Below are 18,624 nucleotides of genomic sequence, written 5' to 3' on the forward strand. Positions count from 1 at the left end.
CAGCCGCAGCTTTCATCGTGCCTTCCATTCATAGGTCGCCCTGACTTCGTCGGAGATGCGGCCCCATTTCCTTTCAGGTTTCAATGACCCTCGATACTGCCAGACTCCGTTCGGAGTGGTTCGGCAACGTGCGAGGCGACGTGCTCGCCGGCATCGTCGTCGCACTTGCCCTTATTCCCGAAGCGATTGCCTTCTCGATCATCGCGGGCGTCGACCCTAAGGTCGGCCTCTACGCCTCCTTCGTCATCGCGGTCACCATTTCCATCGTCGGCGGACGGCCGGGCATGATCTCCGCCGCCACCGGCGCCATGGCCCTCCTGATGATCGACCTGGTCAAGGATCATGGGCTCGATTACCTGTTCGCCACCACCCTGCTGACCGGCGTCCTTCAGATCGCCGTCGGTCTGCTCAAGCTGGGCCGCTACATGCGGTTCGTCTCGCGCTCGGTCATGACCGGCTTCGTCAACGCCCTGGCGATCCTGATCTTCATGGCCCAATTACCGGAATTCGCCGGCGCCAACTGGCAGATGTACGCCATCGTCGCGGCCGGGCTGGGCATCATCTACCTGCTGCCGCTGGTCACCACCGCGGTGCCATCGCCCCTGGTCGCGATCGTGGCCCTGACCGCAGTCGCGATCCTGACCGGCGCCGACGTGCGGACGGTCGGCGACATGGGGGAGCTGCCCAGCGCATTCCCCGCCTTCCTGATCCCGAACGTTCCGCTGAACCTCGAGACCTTCGGCATCATCCTCCCGGTCGCCGTCACCCTTACCGTCGTGGGTTTGCTGGAGTCGCTGCTGACCGCGTCGATCGTCGACGACCTGACCGACACTCAAAGTGACAAGAACACCGAGACCCGCGGGCAAGGTATCGCCAACATCGCGTCGGGCCTGTTCGGTGGCATGGCGGGCTGCGCCATGATCGGCCAGTCCGTCATCAACGTGAAGTCCGGCGGGCGCGGCAGGCTGTCGAGCTTCATTGCCGGTACCGTCCTGCTGTTCCTGATCCTGGTGCTCCAGGACTGGGTCGTCCGGATCCCCATGGCGGCCCTGGCGGCCGTCATGATCATGGTGTCGATCGGCACCTTCAACTGGGGCTCGCTCCGTCAGCTGCGCACCATGCCGGTCAGTTCCTCGATCGTGATGATCGCCACGACCCTCACCACCGTCTTCACCCACGACCTGTCGAAGGGAGTCCTGGCCGGGGTCCTGCTCAGCGCCCTGTTCTTCGCCCGCAAGGTCGCCCACTTCGTCGCGGTCGAAAGCACCCTGGCGCAGGATGGCCGCTCCCGGACCTACAAGGTCTACGGCCAACTCTTCTTCGCCTCGGCCGACGATTTCATCGCCCGGTTCGATTTCCAGGAAAGCCTCGAACGCGTCGAAATCGACCTGACCGGCGCCCACCTGTGGGACTACACCGCGGTCGGCGCCGTCGACAAGGTCGTGCTGCGGTTCCGCCGGGAAGGCGCCGACGTAGAGCTGATCGGGCTGAACCAGCCCAGCAGCACGCTGCTCGACCGCCTGGGCGCCCACGACAAGCCGGAAGCAGCGCAGCAGGTCGGCGGTCACTGAGAAGAACCGGAGGAAACCAGCCATGAAACGCATCCTGCTCTGCCTGGACGGATCGGTCTATGCCCGCAGCGTCTGCGAGCACGCCGCCTGGTTCGCCAGCCGCCTGGAAGCGTCGGTCGATCTCCTGCACGTGGTGGATATCCGGGAGCGCGCCCCGGCCGGGCGCCAGGACCTCAGCGGCAACATCGGCATAGAGACACTGGACCACCTGATGAGCGAGATGGTCGACCAGGACCATGCGCGTTCCCGGACAGCCCAGCGGATCGGCCGCCACCTCCTCGACGAGGGCCGCTCGATCCTGAAGGAGGCCGGCGTCGCGAACACGACGGCAAGCCTGCGCAACGGCGCCGTGGTCGACGCGGTCCAGGACCTGTCGGCCAAGGCCGACCTGATCGTCATGGGCAAGCGCGGCGAAGGCGTCGATTTCGCATCAGGCCACCTGGGGTCGAACCTGGAGCGGGTCGTCCGCGCGATCGATCGCCCCTGTCTGGTGGCCGCCCGCGCCTTCAAGCCGATCGAACGCGTCCTGATCGCCTATGACGGCGGCAGAAACGCCCGTCGCGCCGTCAGCTTCCTGGCGAACTCTCCCGGCTTCAAGGATCTGGACATCCACCTGGTACTCGCCTCCGACCGGCCCGGCGACGCCGAGGTGACCAAGGCGCTCGCCTGGGCCGAGGAGGAACTGTCATCCGCCGGGCTCAAGGCCGCGTGCCGAATCGTCCAGGGCGAGCCGGAAGCGGTCATCACCGGCACGGTGGCGTCCGACGGCATCGGCCTGCTGGTCATGGGCGCCTACGGCCACTCCCGCATCCGCAACCTGATCATCGGCAGCACGACCACCGAGATGATCCGCGACTGCCGGATCCCCGTGCTCCTGTTCCGGTAAGTCCGGCGAGCTCTGGCCCGTCACCTGCCCGCGGAAGCGCCCTCGACCCACCAGGCGTCGAACGCGATACCGTAGGGCGGCAGGTCGCGGGGATGCTCCAGCTTGTCCCAGTAGGCGACGCGCACCGCGCCGGCATACCAGTGCGGGATGACGTAGTGCCCCCACAGCAGCACCCGGTCCAGCGCCGCGGCGCGGGCGCGCAGGTCCTCGCGGGTATCCGCCGCGATCAGCAGATCGACGAGTTGATCCACCGCCTCGCTCCGGATGCCGGCATAGTTGCGGCTGCCCGGCCGGTCGGCCGCGGCCGAAGTCCAGAAGTCGCGCTGCTCGTTGCCCGGCGACAGCGACTGCCCCCAGACGGCGGTGGTCATGTCGAAATCGAAGTCGCTGATCCGGTTCTGGTATTGGGCGGTGTCCACGGTCCGCACGCGGGCGTCGATCCCCAGCCGGCGCAGGTTCGCGACGAACGGCAGCGCCACCCGCTCCATCGAGGGGCTGTTGAGGAGGATCGTGAACTCCAGCGGCTGTCCGGTCTCCGCATTGACCCGGCGACCGTCCCGGATCACCCAACCGGCCTCCTCCAGAAGCTCGCGGGCCTTCAGCAGGTTCTCGCGCACGGCGGTCCGGCTTCCGGCGGACGGCGGGCTGTATCGTTCCGTGAAGACCTCGTCCGGGATGTTGCCGCGCAGCGGTTCCAGGAGCTTCATCTCCGCCTCGCCGGGCAGGCCCTCCGCCTCCAGGTCGGAGTTCTCGAAGTAGCTGTCGGCGCGCTGATAGGCGCCGTAGAACAGCACCGAGTTCGCCCATTCGAAATCGAAGGCGTGGGCGATCGCGTAGCGCACCCGGGGATCGGCGAAGACCGGCCGGCGCGTGTTGAACACGAAGCCCTGCATGCCCGCCGGCGTCTCGACGTCGATCTCCTCCTTTCTGATCCTGCCGGCCTCGACCGCCTGCCTGTCATAAGCGGTCGCCCAGTTCTTGGCGACGTTCTCGACCCGGAAATCCACCAGCCCGCCGTTGAAGGCCTGGAGCGCCACGGTCGGGTCGAGATAATAGTCGTAGCGCATGGTGCCGAAGTTGAACCGGCCGACATTGACCGCCAGGTCCTTGCCCCAGTAGTCCGGCACCCGCTCGTAGGTGATCGAGCGGCCGGGGTCGACGCGCGCTATCCTGTAGGGGCCGCTGCCGAGCGGCGGATCCAGCGTCGTTTGGTCGAAGGTCCGGCCCTCCCAATAGTGCTTCGGCAGGACCGGAAGCTGCCCCAGGATCAGGGGCAGTTCCCGGTTGTCGCCCGGCGCGAAGGTGAACCTGACCGTCCGCTCCCCCGTCCGCTCGACCTTCGCGACATTGGCATAGTAGGCCCGGTAGAACGGGTGGGCCTCGCGCAACGTGTCGAAGGTGAAGATGACGTCCTCCACCCCGATCGGCTGGCCGTCGTGGAACCGGGCTTCGGGCCGCAGGGTGAAGGCGACCCAAGCGCGGTCTTCCGGCAGCTCGATGCTTTCGGCGACGAGCGGATACTGGGTGAACGGCTCGTCCAGCGACTCCACCATCAGCGTGTCGAAGGTGTTGGCGATGCCGGCCGCCGCCACGCCCCGGATCGTGAAGGGATTGAGCGTGTCGAACCCGCCGAGCGCCGACAGCACCACGGAACCGCCGTTCGGAGCATCCGGGTTGACATAGTCGAAATGATCGAAACCCGGAGGATATTTCGGCTCACCGTACATTGCCAGACCGTGCCGTGGCGGATCGTCCGCCGCGAGCACCGCCATCCCCGCCGGAAGCGTCAGCAGCCATGAAACGAGGACGAGGAACGATGTACCAAGCCTAGTCATCGGCATTCCCATTGCTGAAAGCGGATCCCGTCATGTCTGACCTTTCCCGAGTCAAGCCGTCGCCTCAGGAAACACGCGGGCGGGAGGGATGGATGCAGGCGGTTTGCACGGTGATGCCGCAGCGGAGATCACCTCATGTCCTGGGGCTGAGCCATTCAACGACGTGCTTGCGTCGCGAGAATCGTGGCGACCGCTGCCGGACCGATGCCCGTGCGGGCACCGATCTCGCCCAAGGTTTCGCTGCCCGAGACTTCGATATTCGCAGACTTCAGTCTGGCGACGGCATCGCTCGGAGTCATTCCGAATGCCGGAGCGGCGGACTCCAGCGTGGCACCGGACAGGGCACGGAATACGGCACCGGGACTCGCATTCGAGGTATCGCCCGTAATCCCGGTAAAGACGATGCTTGCGACGAGGCTTGTGGATAGAACGGCGAGAGCCGTATTGCGCCTCAGGTACGCGGTGAAGGGCCTCCAGTTTCTCGCGAGGTGCCATATCGCCACGGCAGAGAATGCGAGGCTCAACCATTCATGAGAGAATCTGACGAGACCGGCTTTCCAGTGGAGCAGAAGCATGATCCCCGTGATCGTCGAGACGATGAAAGCAACGAACGTGACGGGGGTGACGACATCCCGGATCGGGATTCCAGCTTTTGGGAACATGGGGGAAACCACCTCGGTGGACGATCATTCAAATCCACTCAGGTGTAGCGCTGCAGCGTAACCGCAGTATGTCCCGGACGGAACAGGCTTGTAACGGAATGTAACGACGCCGAATCCGATCCGGTCTCCCGCCCCTTCCGGCCCACGAAATTGGGAACATCCGCCGCGCCCGGAGGTTGGCCTTGGGACACCTTCGGATCACGAAACGAGGTAGAGATGATCAGCAGCTTCCGCAAATCCGCCGTCTTCGCCACCGCGCTGGCTGCATCGGCACTGGCCCTTCCCGCAGCGGCCCAACAGCAGACGACGCCTCCGAACCCGACCACTCCCGCCCTCGGCACCGCGACGCTCAAGAACGCCCAGGACAAGGCGATCGGCACCGTCGCCTTCGTCGAGACCCCGAATGGCGTGCTGATCCAGGCGCGGATCGATCCCGGCAGCGGCCTTGCCCCGGGCATGCACGGATTCCACATCCACCAGAACGGGGCCTGCGAACCGCCGAACTTCCAGTCGGCCGGCGGCCACTTCAACCCGACCAACCACGAGCACGGTGTCCTGTCCCCGCGCGGCATCCACGCCGGCGACCTGCCCAACATCTGGGTCGCGTCGGACGGTGCTGCCCAGGCCGATATCGTGACCGACGCGGTGACGTTCCGCGAGGGATCCAACAGCCTGGTCAAGCCGGGCGGTACCTCGATCCTCATCCATGCGACGCCCGACGACTATACGACCAATCCGGCCGGCAGTTCCGGAGACCGGGTCGCCTGCGGCGTCATCGCCCAGACGGCCTCCCGCTAGGCGCAAGCCCCCTGGGGAGGATCGGACCGTCCCTCCCCGGGGAACGTCTCACCGGCCGTTCACGCCGGTTCCGATCAGGTGAACCGGCATCAGGAAGACCGCCAGGAGGAACAGCACCAGGGCGACGATCAGCAGGACGAACGCCCTGCTGCGGTCCCGCTCGGCGTCGACGTTGCTGGCCAATGCCTCGTCGTAGGCCCGGTGGAAGTAATCGATCTCGGATTGCGCTTCCCTGACAGCCTCGATCCGGTCGAAGTCGTCCAGGACGAGGCGCCGGTCCAGCTTGACCAGGCGCGCCATGGCCATGAACATCGAGGTGAGCGACGCCAGGCAGAGGATGATCATGGCCATCGTCACCGGCTCGCGCCACCGGGACACGTCCAGATATTGTGCGAACGAGACGAAGCCGAAGATCGAGAAGGAAATGATCGACACCGGCACGCTCAGGAGCGACTGGACGTTCGACCGCCGGGACCGTTCGGCCAGATACAGGCTCTTCAGGCTGTCGGTGGAAATCAGCCGCCCTGCGTGCCCCTCGTCATGAGGCTTGTCGTCGTGTCTTTCCCTAGTGTCGTGATGCTCTTGCACGGACAACCTCAGCGTGGGAGTAGGACGGTGTGAATCCCGACGCGTTCCGCGTCGCGCAGGGCGATGCGCAGTCGGGTCTCGTCGGAATGGTTTCCCCGCAGGCGCTTGCCCTCGCACACCGCCTCGACCCGGTCAGCCGCGAACGGCCAGGGATCGACCGTCAGGACGCCCGGATCGCCGTTCCGCGCCCGGATGATCAAACTCGTCCGGTCCTTTCCGACCGTAGGCACGTCGGGGATGACGGCTCCGCCCTCCCCGATTCCCCAGCAGACTTCCAGCGACATGCGGTCCGTCGCCGCGACCAGCCGACGGTTCCGCTCCACCGCCTCGGGCGCGACATCGGCGGCGAGCCTCGGGTCGGCGCCCAGCGCCTCCAGGGCCGCGCGCTGGAAGGCATGCTGATCCTCCAGGAAATCACGGACCAGCCGGGCATCCTCGGGCGGAGCCTTGTCGATATCGAAGTACGAGGAATAGATCGTGTCGGCGTGCAGCGAGACCAGCAGCGCCGGGTAAAGTCCGAAAACCCTGGCGCGCTCGACCCCCTCCGTCCACAGCGGAGCATGGACCGGGGGTCCGAGTTCCCGGAAATCGTGAGGCCTGCCGGTCCCACGGTTCAGCGTCGGCGCGGTCTCCCAGGACAGCCAGCCGATGTCGTGCAACTCGGCGCCGAGACAGACTTCCTCATACGGCGAAGGCCGCGCGAAGCCATCGCTGCCCCAGGCCCGCACGAACTGGCCGGCCAGCCAGGAATGGCTCGGCTGCCCGATCGCGATCACGCCGTCGCCGTCTTTCCGGAAAAGCATGGAGTCCGTCTCCCGTTCGTCACCTCCCCCGACTGAACAAAAAAAAGGGGCCGTGGTTGCCCACGGCCCGAGTCTAGGGAGGAAACGCCCAAGAAGTGCGTTACAGGATCGACCGCATCGCAGACACCATCAATCCCGCACTGCACAATATGATCGCACACGGTTTCGAAATCAAGCGAAAAAAGAAAGATGTATGGCAACAACCGCTTAGCGAGCTGGTTGGAATCAAAACAATCAATACCGCGAACAGTCATTGCTGCACTGCGGTATGGCTTCAACGGGGTTTTCAAGGGTGGTCCGGGGAATTTCATACACCCGGACTGTCTCCGGAGGCAGCGCTCCGGGATCGGGTGCCAGACTGCATGAAAGGTATGACCACTTCACCGTATCACAAGGTCGCATGGGCAAGAATTTTCGGGCGCGGAGGGCTTCCGCCGGAGCAATGCGGTCCTGCCCGCCGTTTTCTTCGGCACCGCATCGACCCGCGACACGGTTTCATGCGTTAAACCAGGGGTGGACGCGCTTAGCGATGGCTTCGGGCGTCCTCGATCCGTCAACGAAGCAGGCAGCAAGCATGGACGACAAAACGACGCATCCCATGACCGAATTGCCCGCTCCATCCTCCGACTGGGCGCTCTTCCTGGACTTCGACGGCACACTGGTGGAGATCGCCGCCCAACCCGACGGCGTCCAGGTGGCGCCCGGACTTCCGGAACTCCTGACCCGCCTGCACGAGGCGCTCGGCGGCGCCGTGGCCCTGGTCAGCGGCCGTGGCCTCGACGACATCGACCGCCTGCTCGGGCGCCTGCCGCTCGCCGCGGCCGGCCAGCACGGGCTGGAACGGCGCGACGCGGAGGGGCGGCGCGTGACCGCGTCGATCGATCGCCCGGCGCTGGCCGAGATCACGAGAGGCCTGGAAGAATTCGTGGCCGCCCATCCGGGCACGCGGCTGGAGCCGAAGGGCATGACCGTGGCGCTCCATTTCCGCAACGCGCCGGAAGCGGAAGCCGACGCCCGGGCGGTGACGGCCGCCCTGATGGAACGTTTCGGCGACGGCTTCCACGTGCAGGAAGGCAAGATGGTCCTGGAGGTGAAGCCGAAGGGGTCCACCAAGGGAACGGTGGTCGAACAGCTTCTGGCCGAACCGCCCTTCGCCGGGCGCACCCCGGTGTTCATCGGCGACGACGTGACCGACGAGGACGGCTTCCGCGTGGCAAACGCCCATGGCGGCCTGTCGATCCAGATCGGTACCCGCCTGCCGACCGACGCGCGGTCCCGCATCCCGTCCGTCCCCGACCTTCACCGGTGGCTGGCCGACATGGCCGACCTTCTCCGCTGAACGCGCCGGCCGAGCGATGGACAACCTCAACCTGGCCCTGATCGGCAATTGCAGCTTCACCGCCCTGCTCGATACCAGGGCCCGCATCGTCTGGTCCTGCCTGCCGCGTCCGGACGGCGATCCGGTCTTCTGCAGCCTTCTGAACGGCGCACCGGGTGATGACGGGCGCACAGTCCCCGACTGGGGCTTCTACGAGATCGAGCTGCTGGGCTGCACCGGCTCGGAACAGCGCTACCTGCCCAACACGGCCGTGGTGGAAACCGTCCTCCACGATGGCAACGGATCCGCGATCGAGATCACCGACTTCGCGCCGCGCCACCAGCACCACGGCAGGTCGTACCGGCCGGCCACGATCGTCCGCCTGGTCCGGGCGTTGCGCGGAACGCCGCGCATCGTGATCCGGGTCCGTCCGCGGTTCGACTATGGCGAGGTGGCGCCCGAGATTACCCGCGGCAGCAACCATATCCGCTACGTCTCGGCGGACAAGGTGCTCCGCCTGACCACCGCGGCGCCGATCGCTTACATCCTGGACGAGACTCCGTTCGTGCTGGACGACCCGGTCACCCTGATCCTCGGCCCGGACGAGCCCCTGCGCGCGCCGATCGACGAGAGCGGGCGCCGGCTGCTCGAGTTGACGCGCGACTATTGGCAGCAGTACGCCCGGTCGCTGGCGCTGCCGTTCGAGTGGCAGGACGCGGTGATCCGCGCCGCCATTACCCTGAAAATGTGCACCTTCGAGGAGACCGGCGCGGTCATCGCGGCGGTCACCACCTCGATCCCGGAGGCGCCGGGCACGATACGCAACTGGGACTACCGGTATTGTTGGGTCCGGGACGCCTATTTCGTCATCCAGGCGCTCAACAGCCTGGGCGTGACCATCACGATGGAGAATTATCTCCACTACATCACCAACATCGTGGCCGGCGCTTCCAAGGGCACGCTCCAGCCGGTCTACGGCATCGCGCAGGAGATGCGGCTGGTCGAGCGCACGGCGTCGAGCCTCGCAGGATACCGCGGCATGGGGCCGGTCCGCGTCGGCAACGAGGCCTATGCGCAGATCCAGAACGACAGCTACGGCGCCGTGATCCTGGCCTCCGCCCAGGCCTTCTTCGACCAGCGGCTGGCCAGGCCGGGGGGTATCGACCTGTTCCGGCGGCTGGAACTGCTGGGCGAGCAGGCGGTCATGCTCTACGACAAGCCGGACGCCGGCCTGTGGGAGCTGCGCACCACCGAGCACGTCCATACCTTCTCCTCGGTGATGTGCTGGGCCGCCTGCGACCGGCTGGCCCGGATCGCCTGCCAGCTCCGCCTGGACGAGCGCGCGGCCTACTGGCGGGAGCAGGCCGACGGGATCCGGGAGACCGTGCTGGAGCGGGCCTGGAATCCCCGGCTGAACAGCTTCGTGGACGCCTACCGCGGCGGCGACGGGTTCGACCATGACGACCGCGAGGGAATCGGCAAGATCGACGCCAGCCTGCTGCTGATGCATGAACTCCGCTTCATCGAGGCGCGCGATCCCCGCTTCCTCGGCACGCTGGCGGCGATCGAGAACACGCTCAAGCGGGGTAGCATGCTCTACCGGTACGTGGCCGCGGATGATTTCGGTTATCCTGAGACGGCTTTCACCATCTGCACCTTCTGGTATATCGACGCCCTCGCGGCGATCGGCCGGAAGGAAGAGGCTCGGACTCTGTTCGAGCAGATGCTGTCCCACCGCAACCATGTGGGATTGCTGTCGGAGGACATCGACCCGGCCACCGGCGAGCTCTGGGGCAACTATCCCCAGACCTATTCGATGGTCGGCCTGATAAACTCGGCCATGCGGCTGAGCAAACCGTGGGAGGAAGCGTTTTGAGCAGACTGGTCGTGGTGTCGAACCGGGTCGCCCCGATCGACGAGGGCAAGCAGTCGGCCGGCGGACTCGCCGTCGCCGTGCTGGCCGCCCTCAAGAAGACCGGCGGCATCTGGTTCGGCTGGAGCGGCGACGTCGTCGCGGCGCCGCCGTCCGCCCCCAGCCTGACACCGGTCGGTCGCCTGACCTATGCGACCCTGGACCTGGCGAAGCGGGACTACGAGGAATATTACAACGGCTACGCCAACTCCACGCTGTGGCCGCTGTTCCACTTCCGGCTCGGGCTGACCAATTTCAGCCGGCGCAACTACGCGGGCTACCAGCGGGTCAACAGCCTGTTCGCCTCCAAGCTGGCGCCGCTGCTGGAACCGGACGACATGGTCTGGGTCCACGACTACCACCTGATCCCGTTCGCCGAGCAACTTCGCATGATCGGGATGAAGCACCGCATGGGCTTCTTCCTGCACACCCCCTTCCCCGCGCCCGAGATCCTGGTGGCGCTGCCCAACCACGAGGACCTGGTGCGGGCGCTGTGCGCCTATGACGTGGTCGGGTTCCACACGCTGTGCGACCTGCGCTGCTTCATCAACTACATCCGGTTCGAGGCCCGCGGCACGGTGACCGACCGAGGTCCCGGCGAGGGCTATTACATCAAGGCGTTCGGCCGCACCCTGGTGGCCCGCTCGTTCCCGATCAGCATCGACACCGAGCCACTGGTGGCGCTGGCGGCGCAGGCGGCCAACACCCGCCAGACCGAGCGCCTGCGGGACAGCCTGGTCGGGCGCGACCTGATCATCGGCGTCGACCGGCTGGACTATTCCAAGGGACTGCCGCAGCGCTTCGAGTCCTTCCACTGCCTGCTGGAGAACTACCCGGCCAACCGGGGCCACGTCTCGTTCCTCCAGATCGCCCCGCCGTCCCGCTCCGACGTGCCGGAATACATCGCGATCCGCAAGGAGCTGGAGACGCTGAGCGGCCACATCAACGGCCGCTTCGCCGAGTTCGACTGGGTGCCGATCCGCTACCTGAACAAGAGCTTCACCCGCCGCTCGCTGGCCGGGTTCTTCCGGGTCAGCAAGGTCGGGCTGGTGACTCCGCTCCGCGACGGCATGAACCTGGTCGCCAAGGAGTACGTCGCCTGCCAGGACCCGGAGGACCCCGGCGTGCTGGTCCTGTCCCGCTTCGCCGGCGCCGCGGAGGAGCTGGATTCGGCGCTGATCGTCAATCCCTACGACATCGAATCCGTCGCCGACGCGCTCCAGCGGGCGCTGACCATGCCGCTGGAGGAGCGAAAGCAGCGCCATGCCGACATGATGGGCGTGCTCCGGCGGAACGATATCTCCGTCTGGCGCGAAAATTTCGTCACGGCGCTGACGCGGGCGCCCTACGATAGCTGACCACGGGGGGAAGCAGAAGGAGACGGACCCATGACCGGAACACGCTATCTCGTCGCCGACATCGGCGCGACCAACGCCCGATTCGGGTTGCTCGACGCGGCCGGCCGCCTGCTCCACACCCGCACCCTGCCCTGCACCGGCTATCCCACGCTGGAGGCCGCGGGCCAGGCCTACCTGGCCTCCGCCCAGCCCGACGCCCACCCGGCGGAAGGCGCGTTCGCGATCGCCGGGCCGGTGACCGGCGACGTTCTGACCATGACCAACCATCCCTGGACCTTCTCGGTGCTGGAGACCTGCAAGGCGCTCGGCCTCGGCCGGCTGGAGGTGGTCAACGACTTCACCGCCGTCGCCATGTCGATCCCGCTGCTGACCGAGGCCGACCGGCTCCAGGTCGGCGACGGGTCACCCGTCCCGGGCGACGTGATCGGCGTGATCGGTCCCGGCACGGGTCTGGGCGTCTCGGGCCTGGTCCATGGTCCCGGCGGCTGGACGGCGCTTGCGGGCGAAGGCGGGCACGTGACCATGGCGCCGATCTCGGACCGGGAGAGCGCCGTGCTCGACCGGCTCCGCAAGAAGTTCGCCCATGTCTCGGCGGAGCGGGTGATCTCCGGCCAGGGGCTCGTCAACCTGTACGAGGCCCTGTCCCTGCTCGAACACCGCGAGCCCGAGGGCCTCACCCCCGCCGACGTCGCCGGCCGCGGACTGGACGGCAGCGACGCGACCTGCGTCGAGGCGCTTGAGATGTTCTGCGCCATGCTCGGCACCGTCGCCGGCAATCTCGCGCTGACCCTGGGCTCGCGCGGCGGCGTCTATATCGCGGGCGGCATCGTGCCCCGGCTGGGCAGCTTCTTCACCCATTCCCGGTTCCGCGAGCGCTTCGTCGAGAAGGGCCGGCTGCGCGACTTTCTCGGGCCGATACCGACATATGTCGTGACCCACGAGCTGCCGGCCTTCCTGGGGCTGAAGGCCGTACTGGACAAGGTCGCGTAATGCTTCCCCACCGCTATTGGTGCTGCACAATGATCCTGAGCGGTAGGTCGGCCTTCGCCCGCCAGGGCGAACGCCGACACCCTGCGTCAACGCTCCGGCCAATCTGTCGGCGTCGGCCTTCGGCCGAGGCCGACCTACGATAAATCCAGGCGCACCTTGGCGGGATGCCTGAGCTTCCAGGCGCGCATCAGCAGCCCGCCGCCGACCAGCAGCGCCGCCAGCATGATCGGGACGGCGATCAGGCGCGGGAAGAAGGCGGCCAGGACCGCCACCACCAGCAGGATCGCCCCGGCCCCCGCCAGGACGCCGGCCTCCGCCCGGCCGACGGCGCGGCGGTTGGTCAGGGCCGCCCCCACCGTGTTGCCGATGCCGAGGCTGCCCGCCGCGACGCGGGCGGTGCTGGGTTTCTTCTGGCGGTGCCCCCGGGGGCTGCGGGGTGCTATGGCCTTGGGCCGGTGCTTGACGTCGAGCACCACCTCGGTCGACTGCGCCAGGTCCTCCAGGTACATGGTCTCCATCGCCTCGGCGAAGCCGCTGTCCTCGATCGCGAGGTCCAGTTCCCAGTTGCCGATCCAGCTGGCGATGTTGAGATTGGTCGAGCCAACCCGCGCCCAGTGGCCGTCGGCCACCGCGGTCTTGGCATGGAGCATCGGGCCGTTCCATTCGAAGATGCGGACGCCCGCCTCCAGCAGCGGCCGGTAGCTCGCCCGCGACAGCGCCTGGGTGATCGGGATGTCGCTGATGCCGGGCACCAGCAGCCTGACGTCCACGCCGTCGCGCGCCGCCTCGCCCAGCGCCTGGATATAGGCGGTGGTGCCGACGAAATAGGCGTCGGTCAGCCACAGCCGGTCCTGTACCCCGGCGGCGATCAGCAGGTCAAGGCGGTAGACTCCCATCTCCGAGGGCTGGCCCTCGATCAGCCGGATCGAGACGTCGCCGGCCGATACGGGGAGACCGCGCGGCTCCCGCGGCTCCAGCCGTTCCAGCGCCGGCCCCGCGGCGTTCCAGCTGTGGCGGAACGCCGCCTCCAGGTCGTCCAGCACGGGACCCTCGATCGCGACGCCGGTATCGCGCCAGGGCTTGCGCCTGCCGGTCGGATCGCCGGCCCAGGCATCGCCCACGCACAGGCCGGAGACGAAGCCGATCCGCCCATCCACGGTCAGCGTCTTGCGGTGGTTACGGCTGAGCCAGCCGAGGGGGCTGTCCAGGCGCGGCGGGTTGAAGGTCCGGATCTGGACGCCGGCCTGGGCCAGGGTCCGGAGCATGGGGCGCGACAGCTTGCGGAAGCAGCCGAGCCAGTCGTACAGGAAATATATACGGACGCCCGCGCGGGCGCGCTCCGCCAGCAGGTCCACGAAGGTGCGCCCGGTCGCGTCGTCGTAGATGATGTAGTTCTCGAACTGGATCCAGTCGCGGGCCGACACGATCGCCTCGATCCAGGCCGGGTAGTTCTCGGCCCCGTTCCGGAGCAGGCGGAGGCCGTTGCCGGGCACGGCCGTGGCGCCGGTCACCCTGGAAAGGGCCTGGCTCGCCAGCATCTGGTCCAGCGACCGCTCCTTGCGTGTCGCGGCGTGAAGAACGTTGGTCCGCATGGGGTCTACCGGCTCCGAGGGAAGTTCGTCCTGAAGGGTTCGTCTGGGTGGCCCGATGCCGATCCGGACAACACCCATATGCCGCTCCGGTTGCCCGGTTTCCACCGAATCCGACGGGAACCAGGCCTGCCGGGAACCCGGGGCCGGGGCTAAAGGTTAATGTCCGAACGGCCGAGTGATCTCCGCCCATCGGTCACGCCGTTCGGACGATTTCCATACCATCGACGCTTCCAGAGGAGGTTCGCCTTGAACTCCATGCCGAACATCGGGCCGGCAAGCGGCTCCGCGCAAGCCATCCCGATCACCCTGACCATCAACGGCGAGGTCCGGCACCTGACGGTCGAACCCTGGACCAGCCTCCTCGACCTGCTGCGCGACGGTCTCGACCTGACCGGCACGAAGAAGGGATGCGACCACGGACAGTGCGGCGCCTGCACCGTGCTGATCGACGACCGCCGGGTCAATTCCTGCCTGACCCTGGCGGTCATGCAGGACGGCGCCAGCGTCACCACGATCGAGGGCATCGCTGGCGGCCAGGACCTTCACCCGATCCAGGACGCCTTCATCGAGCACGACGCCTTCCAATGCGGCTACTGTACGCCCGGGCAGATCTGTTCCGCCGTGGGCCTGATCAAGGAAGGCAGGGCCCACACCGCCGACGAGATCCGCGAGCTGATGAGCGGCAACCTGTGCCGCTGCGGCTGCTACACGAACATCGTGGCGGCGATCGAAGAGGTGGTCGGCCAGGGCGACCGGATGAAGGAGGCCGCGGAATGAACCGCTTCTCCTATGCCCGCCCGAGCGACGTGGCCGGGGCCGTCCGCGAGGTGGCGTCCGATCCCCATGCCCGCTTCATCGCCGGCGGCACCAACCTGGTCGACCTGATGAAGTACAATGTCGAGCGGCCGACCCGGCTGGTCGACATCACCCGGCTGCCCCTGGACCGGATCGAGAAATCCCCCGGCGGCGGGCTGAGGATCGGCGCCCTGGTGCCGAACGCCGACCTCGCCTACGACCCGCAGGTCTCGAAGCGCTACCCGCTGCTGACGGATTCGATCCTGGCCGGCGCGTCGCCCCAGCTCCGCAACATGGCATCGACCGGCGGCAACCTGCTCCAGCGCACCCGTTGCCTGTATTTCTACGACACCGGCACGCCCTGCAACAAGCGCGAGCCGGGCAGCGGCTGCTCCGCGATGAACGGGGTCAACCGGATCAACGCGATCCTGGGCACCAGCGACAAGTGCATCGCGACCCACCCGTCCGACATGTGCGTCGGGCTGGCGGCGCTGGCGGCGAAGGTCCACGTGGCCGGGCCGGACGGCGAGCGGGTGATCCCGATGGCCGATTTCCACCGGCTGCCGGGCGATGAGCCGGAGCGCGACACCAACCTCGGCCCGCGCGAGCTGATCGTCGCGGTCGAGCTGCCGGACGAGGATTTCTCCAGCAACTATTCGTACCTGAAGCTGCGCGACCGGCTGTCCTACGCCTTCGCCCTGGTCTCGGTCGCGGCGGCGTTGCGCCTCGACGGCGGCCGGATCGCGGAAGCCAGGATCGCCCTGGGCGGCGTCGCCCACAAGCCGTGGCGCGACACCTCGGCGGAGGACCTGCTGCGCGGCAAGGCGCCGGAGGAGGCCGTCTTCAGGCAGGCGGCGGACCATATCCTGCGCGACGCCAAGGGCTTCGGCCACAACGACTTCAAGATCGACCTGGGACGCCGCGCCATCGTGCGGGCGCTGGCCCAGGCCGCGGCGGGAACGCCGCAGACCCAGATCGACAAGCGGATCCAGTGAGGCGAGACGGCATGACCAGCAACATCCAGGATTTCCGCCGCCCCGAGGGCGGGCGTTATGTCGGCTCGGCCCAGCGCCGGATCGACGGCCGGCTGAAGGTGACCGGCGGAGCCAGGTACGCCGGCGAGTTCCCGACTCCCGGCCTGACCTTCGGCTTCGTGATCTGCTCCGAGATCGCCCACGGCCGGATCACCCGCATCGACACCTCGGCCGCCGAGGCGGTCCCCGGCGTCATCAAGGTGCTCACCCACCTGAACCGGCCCAAGATCGCCGACGAGGACAAGAAATACCAGGACCAGACCGCCCCGCCGGGCTCGCCCATGCGGGCGCTGGGCGACGACAAGATCGCCTACAGCGGCCAGCCGATCGGGCTGGTCGTGGCGGAGACGTTCGAACTGGCCCGCTACGCCGCCACCCTGGTGGAGATCGAGTACGAGAGCTGGCCGCACAAGTCGGACCTGAAGGCCGAGCGCGCCGCCGCCTATGAGCCCAAGGAGAAGCGGAACGGCATCTCCCCGGCCCCGCCGCCGCGCGGCGACGTGGATGCCGCCTTCGCCAAGGCGCCGGTCCGGTTCGAGAACGAGTACCGGGTCGCGGTGGAGCACCACAATCCGATGGAGCCCCACGCCTCCACGGTGATCTGGGGCGACGGCGGCAAGCTGACCATCTACGACAAGACCCAGGGCGTCCAGAACTCCCAGAACTACGTCACCGGCGTGTTCGGTCTGAAGAAGGAGGACGTCCGGGTCATCTCGCCCTTCGTCGGCGGCGCCTTCGGCTCCGGCCTGCGGCCGCAATACCAGCTCTACCTGGCGGTGATGGCGGCGCTGGACCTGAAGCGGTCGGTCCGGGTGGTGCTGACCCGCGACCAGATGTTCACCTTCGTCCATCGGCCGGACACGATCCAGACGCTGGCGATGGCGGCCGACAGGGACGGCAAGCTCCAGGGCATCCGGCACGACGCGCTGGCCGAGACCTCGACCTTCGAGGACTACCAGGAGGTGGTCGTCAACTGGTCGGGCCTGCTGTACGACTGCCCCAACACCAAGCTCACCTACGAGCTTGCGAAGATGAACACCTACACGCCCGGGGACATGCGCGCCCCCGGCGCCACGCTGGGCGTCTATGCGCTGGAATCGGCGATGGACGAGCTGGCCTACGCGACCGGCGTCGATCCCGTCGATCTCCGGCTCAAGAACTATGCCGAGAAGGACGAGAACGAGGGCAAGCCGTTCAGCAGCAAGGAGCTGCGGGCCTGCTACGCCAAGGCCGCCGAGCGGTTCGGCTGGTCGAAGCGGAACCCGGAGCCCCGCTCCATGCGGGAGGGCCGGGAACTGATCGGCTGGGGCATGGCGAGCGGCGTCTGGGAAGCCATGATGATGCAGACCAGCGCGCGGGCCGTCGTGAAGGCCGACGGCACGCTGGAGGTCGCGACCGCCACCGCCGATATCGGCACCGGCACCTATACCATCCTGGCCCAGCTCGGCGCCGACGCCCTGGGCGTGCCGATCGAGGCCGTGACGGTCAAGATCGGCGACAGCTCCCTGCCGACCTCGCCGGTCGAGGGCGGGTCCTGGGCCGCGGCGTCGGCCGGCACCGCCGTCCAGGCCGCTTGCTACGCCGTGCGCGAGAAGCTGTTCAACGCGGCCCGCACCGTCGAGGGCTCGCCGCTCGCCAACTTCAGCATCGACCGCGTGGTTTTCGGGGGCGGGCGGATCTCCGTGGACGGCGACCCGTCGCGTTTCGTCACCCTGGCCGACGCCCTGGCCGCCAGCGGGCAGTCCGAGATCTCGGCCGAGGAGACGACCAAGCCCGATCCGGAGACCAAGAAGAAGTACTCGGGCTACACCCACTCCGCCATCTTCGCCGAGGTGCGGATCGACGAGGAGCTTGGCGTGATCCGCCTGACGCGCGTCGTCAACGCGGTGGCCGCCGGCAAGATCCTGAACACCAAGACCGCCCGCAGCCAGATCCTGGGCGGCGTCGTGTTCGGCATCGGCATGGCGCTCCACGAGGAGAGCCTGATGGACAAGGAGCTCGGCCGCTTCATGAACCACAACATCGCCGAGTACCACATCCCCGCCCATGCCGACGTCCGGGATATCGACGTGATCTTCGTGGACGAGCACGACGACAAGGCGAGCCCGATCGGCGTGAAGGGCCTGGGCGAGATCGGCATCGTCGGCACGGCGGCGGCGATCGCCAACGCCGTGTACCATGCCACCGGCCGCCGCATCCGGCACCTGCCGATCACGATCGACAAGGTGATGGGCGCGGGAGAGGCGTAGGCTCGGACGGCGGGGGTGGGATGGTGCGGCCATCCCGCCCTCCCCCCTCGGTTATGGACGCGAATGTCATCATTCGTGCGCAGGAGCCAGGGTGGTTGATCGCCCGCACGGATCCAGGCCGCGCAGCCCGACATCGCCACGCCGGGGGACATGCCGTCATTCGCCATCCCCGCGCGGCGGATACTGATTCACTTTTCAAAGATCCAGCGCGAGGCGCGCCGTCATGATGGCAC

The 18,624-nt window shown here is 67.4% G+C and carries 15 protein-coding genes; 10 read left to right on the forward strand and 5 right to left on the reverse strand.

The window, feature by feature from the left end; translation table 11 throughout:
• Positions 1 to 83 precede the first annotated feature (83 nt).
• Together JL101_RS21245 and JL101_RS21250 are read left to right on the forward strand one after the other, a co-directional pair.
• Positions 84 to 1,571 (forward strand): SulP family inorganic anion transporter, encoded by a 1,488-nt coding sequence (locus tag JL101_RS21245; protein ID WP_203096463.1) that lies wholly within the window; start codon positions 84 to 86, stop codon positions 1,569 to 1,571.
• A 22-nt stretch (positions 1,572 to 1,593) separates the two neighbouring features.
• A complete protein-coding gene (locus JL101_RS21250; protein WP_203096462.1) occupies positions 1,594 to 2,457 on the forward strand; it encodes a universal stress protein in 864 nt (287 codons plus the stop codon).
• A 20-nt stretch (positions 2,458 to 2,477) separates the two neighbouring features.
• Here JL101_RS21250 and JL101_RS21255 read toward each other — a convergent pair whose 3' ends face one another.
• Positions 2,478 to 4,292 (reverse strand): extracellular solute-binding protein, encoded by a 1,815-nt coding sequence (locus JL101_RS21255; RefSeq protein WP_203096461.1) that lies wholly within the window; start codon positions 4,290 to 4,292, stop codon positions 2,478 to 2,480.
• Between the two features lie 155 nt (positions 4,293 to 4,447).
• A complete protein-coding gene (locus JL101_RS21260) occupies positions 4,448 to 4,954 on the reverse strand; it encodes a DUF4405 domain-containing protein (protein ID WP_203096460.1) in 507 nt (168 codons plus the stop codon).
• A gap of 216 nt (positions 4,955 to 5,170) precedes the next feature.
• Here JL101_RS21260 and JL101_RS21265 point away from each other — a divergent pair, with 216 nt between their 5' ends.
• Positions 5,171 to 5,752: a superoxide dismutase family protein gene (locus JL101_RS21265; protein WP_203096459.1), complete on the forward strand. Its 582-nt coding sequence runs from the start codon at positions 5,171 to 5,173 to the stop codon at positions 5,750 to 5,752.
• 48 nt (positions 5,753 to 5,800) lie between these two features.
• On the opposite strand, the gene JL101_RS21270 is transcribed toward JL101_RS21265, so the two are convergent.
• Both JL101_RS21270 and JL101_RS21275 read right to left on the reverse strand, forming a co-directional pair.
• Positions 5,801 to 6,340, reverse strand: coding sequence for a hypothetical protein (locus tag JL101_RS21270; RefSeq protein WP_203096458.1), 540 nt, complete (start codon positions 6,338 to 6,340; stop codon positions 5,801 to 5,803).
• 8 nt (positions 6,341 to 6,348) lie between these two features.
• Complete coding sequence (locus JL101_RS21275; protein ID WP_203096457.1) at positions 6,349 to 7,143, reverse strand: DUF3891 family protein; 795 nt, start codon at positions 7,141 to 7,143, stop codon at positions 6,349 to 6,351.
• Positions 7,144 to 7,717: 574 nt separating this feature from the next.
• Between JL101_RS21275 and otsB the strand changes: the two genes are divergently transcribed.
• Genes otsB through JL101_RS21295 form a run of 4 tightly spaced genes read left to right on the forward strand, consistent with a single transcriptional unit; the run spans position 7,718 to position 12,721 of the window.
• Positions 7,718 to 8,482, forward strand: a complete 765-nt coding sequence (gene otsB, locus JL101_RS21280) for a trehalose-phosphatase (RefSeq protein ID WP_203096456.1) — start codon at positions 7,718 to 7,720, stop codon at positions 8,480 to 8,482.
• Between the two features lie 16 nt (positions 8,483 to 8,498).
• Complete coding sequence (locus tag JL101_RS21285) at positions 8,499 to 10,337, forward strand: glycoside hydrolase family 15 protein (protein WP_203096455.1); 1,839 nt, start codon at positions 8,499 to 8,501, stop codon at positions 10,335 to 10,337.
• Complete coding sequence (gene otsA / locus JL101_RS21290) at positions 10,334 to 11,731, forward strand: alpha,alpha-trehalose-phosphate synthase (UDP-forming) (RefSeq protein ID WP_203096454.1); 1,398 nt, start codon at positions 10,334 to 10,336, stop codon at positions 11,729 to 11,731. The genes JL101_RS21285 and otsA overlap by 4 nt, the downstream gene beginning before the upstream one ends.
• Before the next feature lie 30 nt (positions 11,732 to 11,761).
• Complete coding sequence (locus tag JL101_RS21295) at positions 11,762 to 12,721, forward strand: glucokinase (RefSeq protein WP_203096453.1); 960 nt, start codon at positions 11,762 to 11,764, stop codon at positions 12,719 to 12,721.
• 134 nt (positions 12,722 to 12,855) lie between these two features.
• Here the strand turns inward: JL101_RS21295 and JL101_RS21300 are convergent, their stop codons facing one another.
• Complete coding sequence (locus JL101_RS21300; protein WP_203096452.1) at positions 12,856 to 14,313, reverse strand: phospholipase D-like domain-containing protein; 1,458 nt, start codon at positions 14,311 to 14,313, stop codon at positions 12,856 to 12,858.
• A 255-nt stretch (positions 14,314 to 14,568) separates the two neighbouring features.
• Between JL101_RS21300 and JL101_RS21305 the strand changes: the two genes are divergently transcribed.
• Genes JL101_RS21305 through JL101_RS21315 form a run of 3 tightly spaced genes read left to right on the forward strand, consistent with a single transcriptional unit; the run spans position 14,569 to position 18,391 of the window.
• Positions 14,569 to 15,090 (forward strand): (2Fe-2S)-binding protein, encoded by a 522-nt coding sequence (locus JL101_RS21305; protein WP_203096614.1) that lies wholly within the window; start codon positions 14,569 to 14,571, stop codon positions 15,088 to 15,090.
• Positions 15,087 to 16,103: an FAD binding domain-containing protein gene (locus JL101_RS21310; protein ID WP_203096451.1), complete on the forward strand. Its 1,017-nt coding sequence runs from the start codon at positions 15,087 to 15,089 to the stop codon at positions 16,101 to 16,103. The genes JL101_RS21305 and JL101_RS21310 overlap by 4 nt, the downstream gene beginning before the upstream one ends.
• Before the next feature lie 11 nt (positions 16,104 to 16,114).
• Positions 16,115 to 18,391 carry a xanthine dehydrogenase family protein molybdopterin-binding subunit gene (locus JL101_RS21315; protein ID WP_203096450.1) on the forward strand — a complete coding sequence of 759 codons (2,277 nt, stop codon included), beginning with the start codon at positions 16,115 to 16,117 and terminating at the stop codon, positions 18,389 to 18,391.
• Positions 18,392 to 18,624 lie beyond the last annotated feature (233 nt).

Origin of the sequence: Skermanella rosea (assembly GCF_016806835.2) — a bacterium.
In the GTDB taxonomy this organism is placed as follows: Bacteria; Pseudomonadota; Alphaproteobacteria; order Azospirillales; family Azospirillaceae; genus Skermanella; species Skermanella rosea.

Bases quoted from the DNA above. Each gene is read 5' to 3' on its own strand.
- JL101_RS21255 (WP_203096461.1), bottom strand. From the start codon at position 4,292: ATGACTAGGCTTGGTACATCGTTCCTCGTCCTCGTTTCATGGCTGCTG.
- JL101_RS21300 (WP_203096452.1), bottom strand. From the start codon at position 14,313: ATGCGGACCAACGTTCTTCACGCCGCGACACGCAAGGAGCGGTCGCTG.
- JL101_RS21295 (WP_203096453.1), top strand. From the start codon at position 11,762: ATGACCGGAACACGCTATCTCGTCGCCGACATCGGCGCGACCAACGCC.
- JL101_RS21260 (WP_203096460.1), bottom strand. From the start codon at position 4,954: ATGTTCCCAAAAGCTGGAATCCCGATCCGGGATGTCGTCACCCCCGTC.
- JL101_RS21245 (WP_203096463.1), top strand. From the start codon at position 84: ATGACCCTCGATACTGCCAGACTCCGTTCGGAGTGGTTCGGCAACGTG.
- otsB (WP_203096456.1), top strand. From the start codon at position 7,718: ATGGACGACAAAACGACGCATCCCATGACCGAATTGCCCGCTCCATCC.
- JL101_RS21275 (WP_203096457.1), bottom strand. From the start codon at position 7,143: ATGCTTTTCCGGAAAGACGGCGACGGCGTGATCGCGATCGGGCAGCCG.
- JL101_RS21315 (WP_203096450.1), top strand. From the start codon at position 16,115: ATGACCAGCAACATCCAGGATTTCCGCCGCCCCGAGGGCGGGCGTTAT.
- JL101_RS21305 (WP_203096614.1), top strand. From the start codon at position 14,569: ATGCCGAACATCGGGCCGGCAAGCGGCTCCGCGCAAGCCATCCCGATC.
- JL101_RS21265 (WP_203096459.1), top strand. From the start codon at position 5,171: ATGATCAGCAGCTTCCGCAAATCCGCCGTCTTCGCCACCGCGCTGGCT.
- JL101_RS21310 (WP_203096451.1), top strand. From the start codon at position 15,087: ATGAACCGCTTCTCCTATGCCCGCCCGAGCGACGTGGCCGGGGCCGTC.
- JL101_RS21250 (WP_203096462.1), top strand. From the start codon at position 1,594: ATGAAACGCATCCTGCTCTGCCTGGACGGATCGGTCTATGCCCGCAGC.
- JL101_RS21285 (WP_203096455.1), top strand. From the start codon at position 8,499: ATGGACAACCTCAACCTGGCCCTGATCGGCAATTGCAGCTTCACCGCC.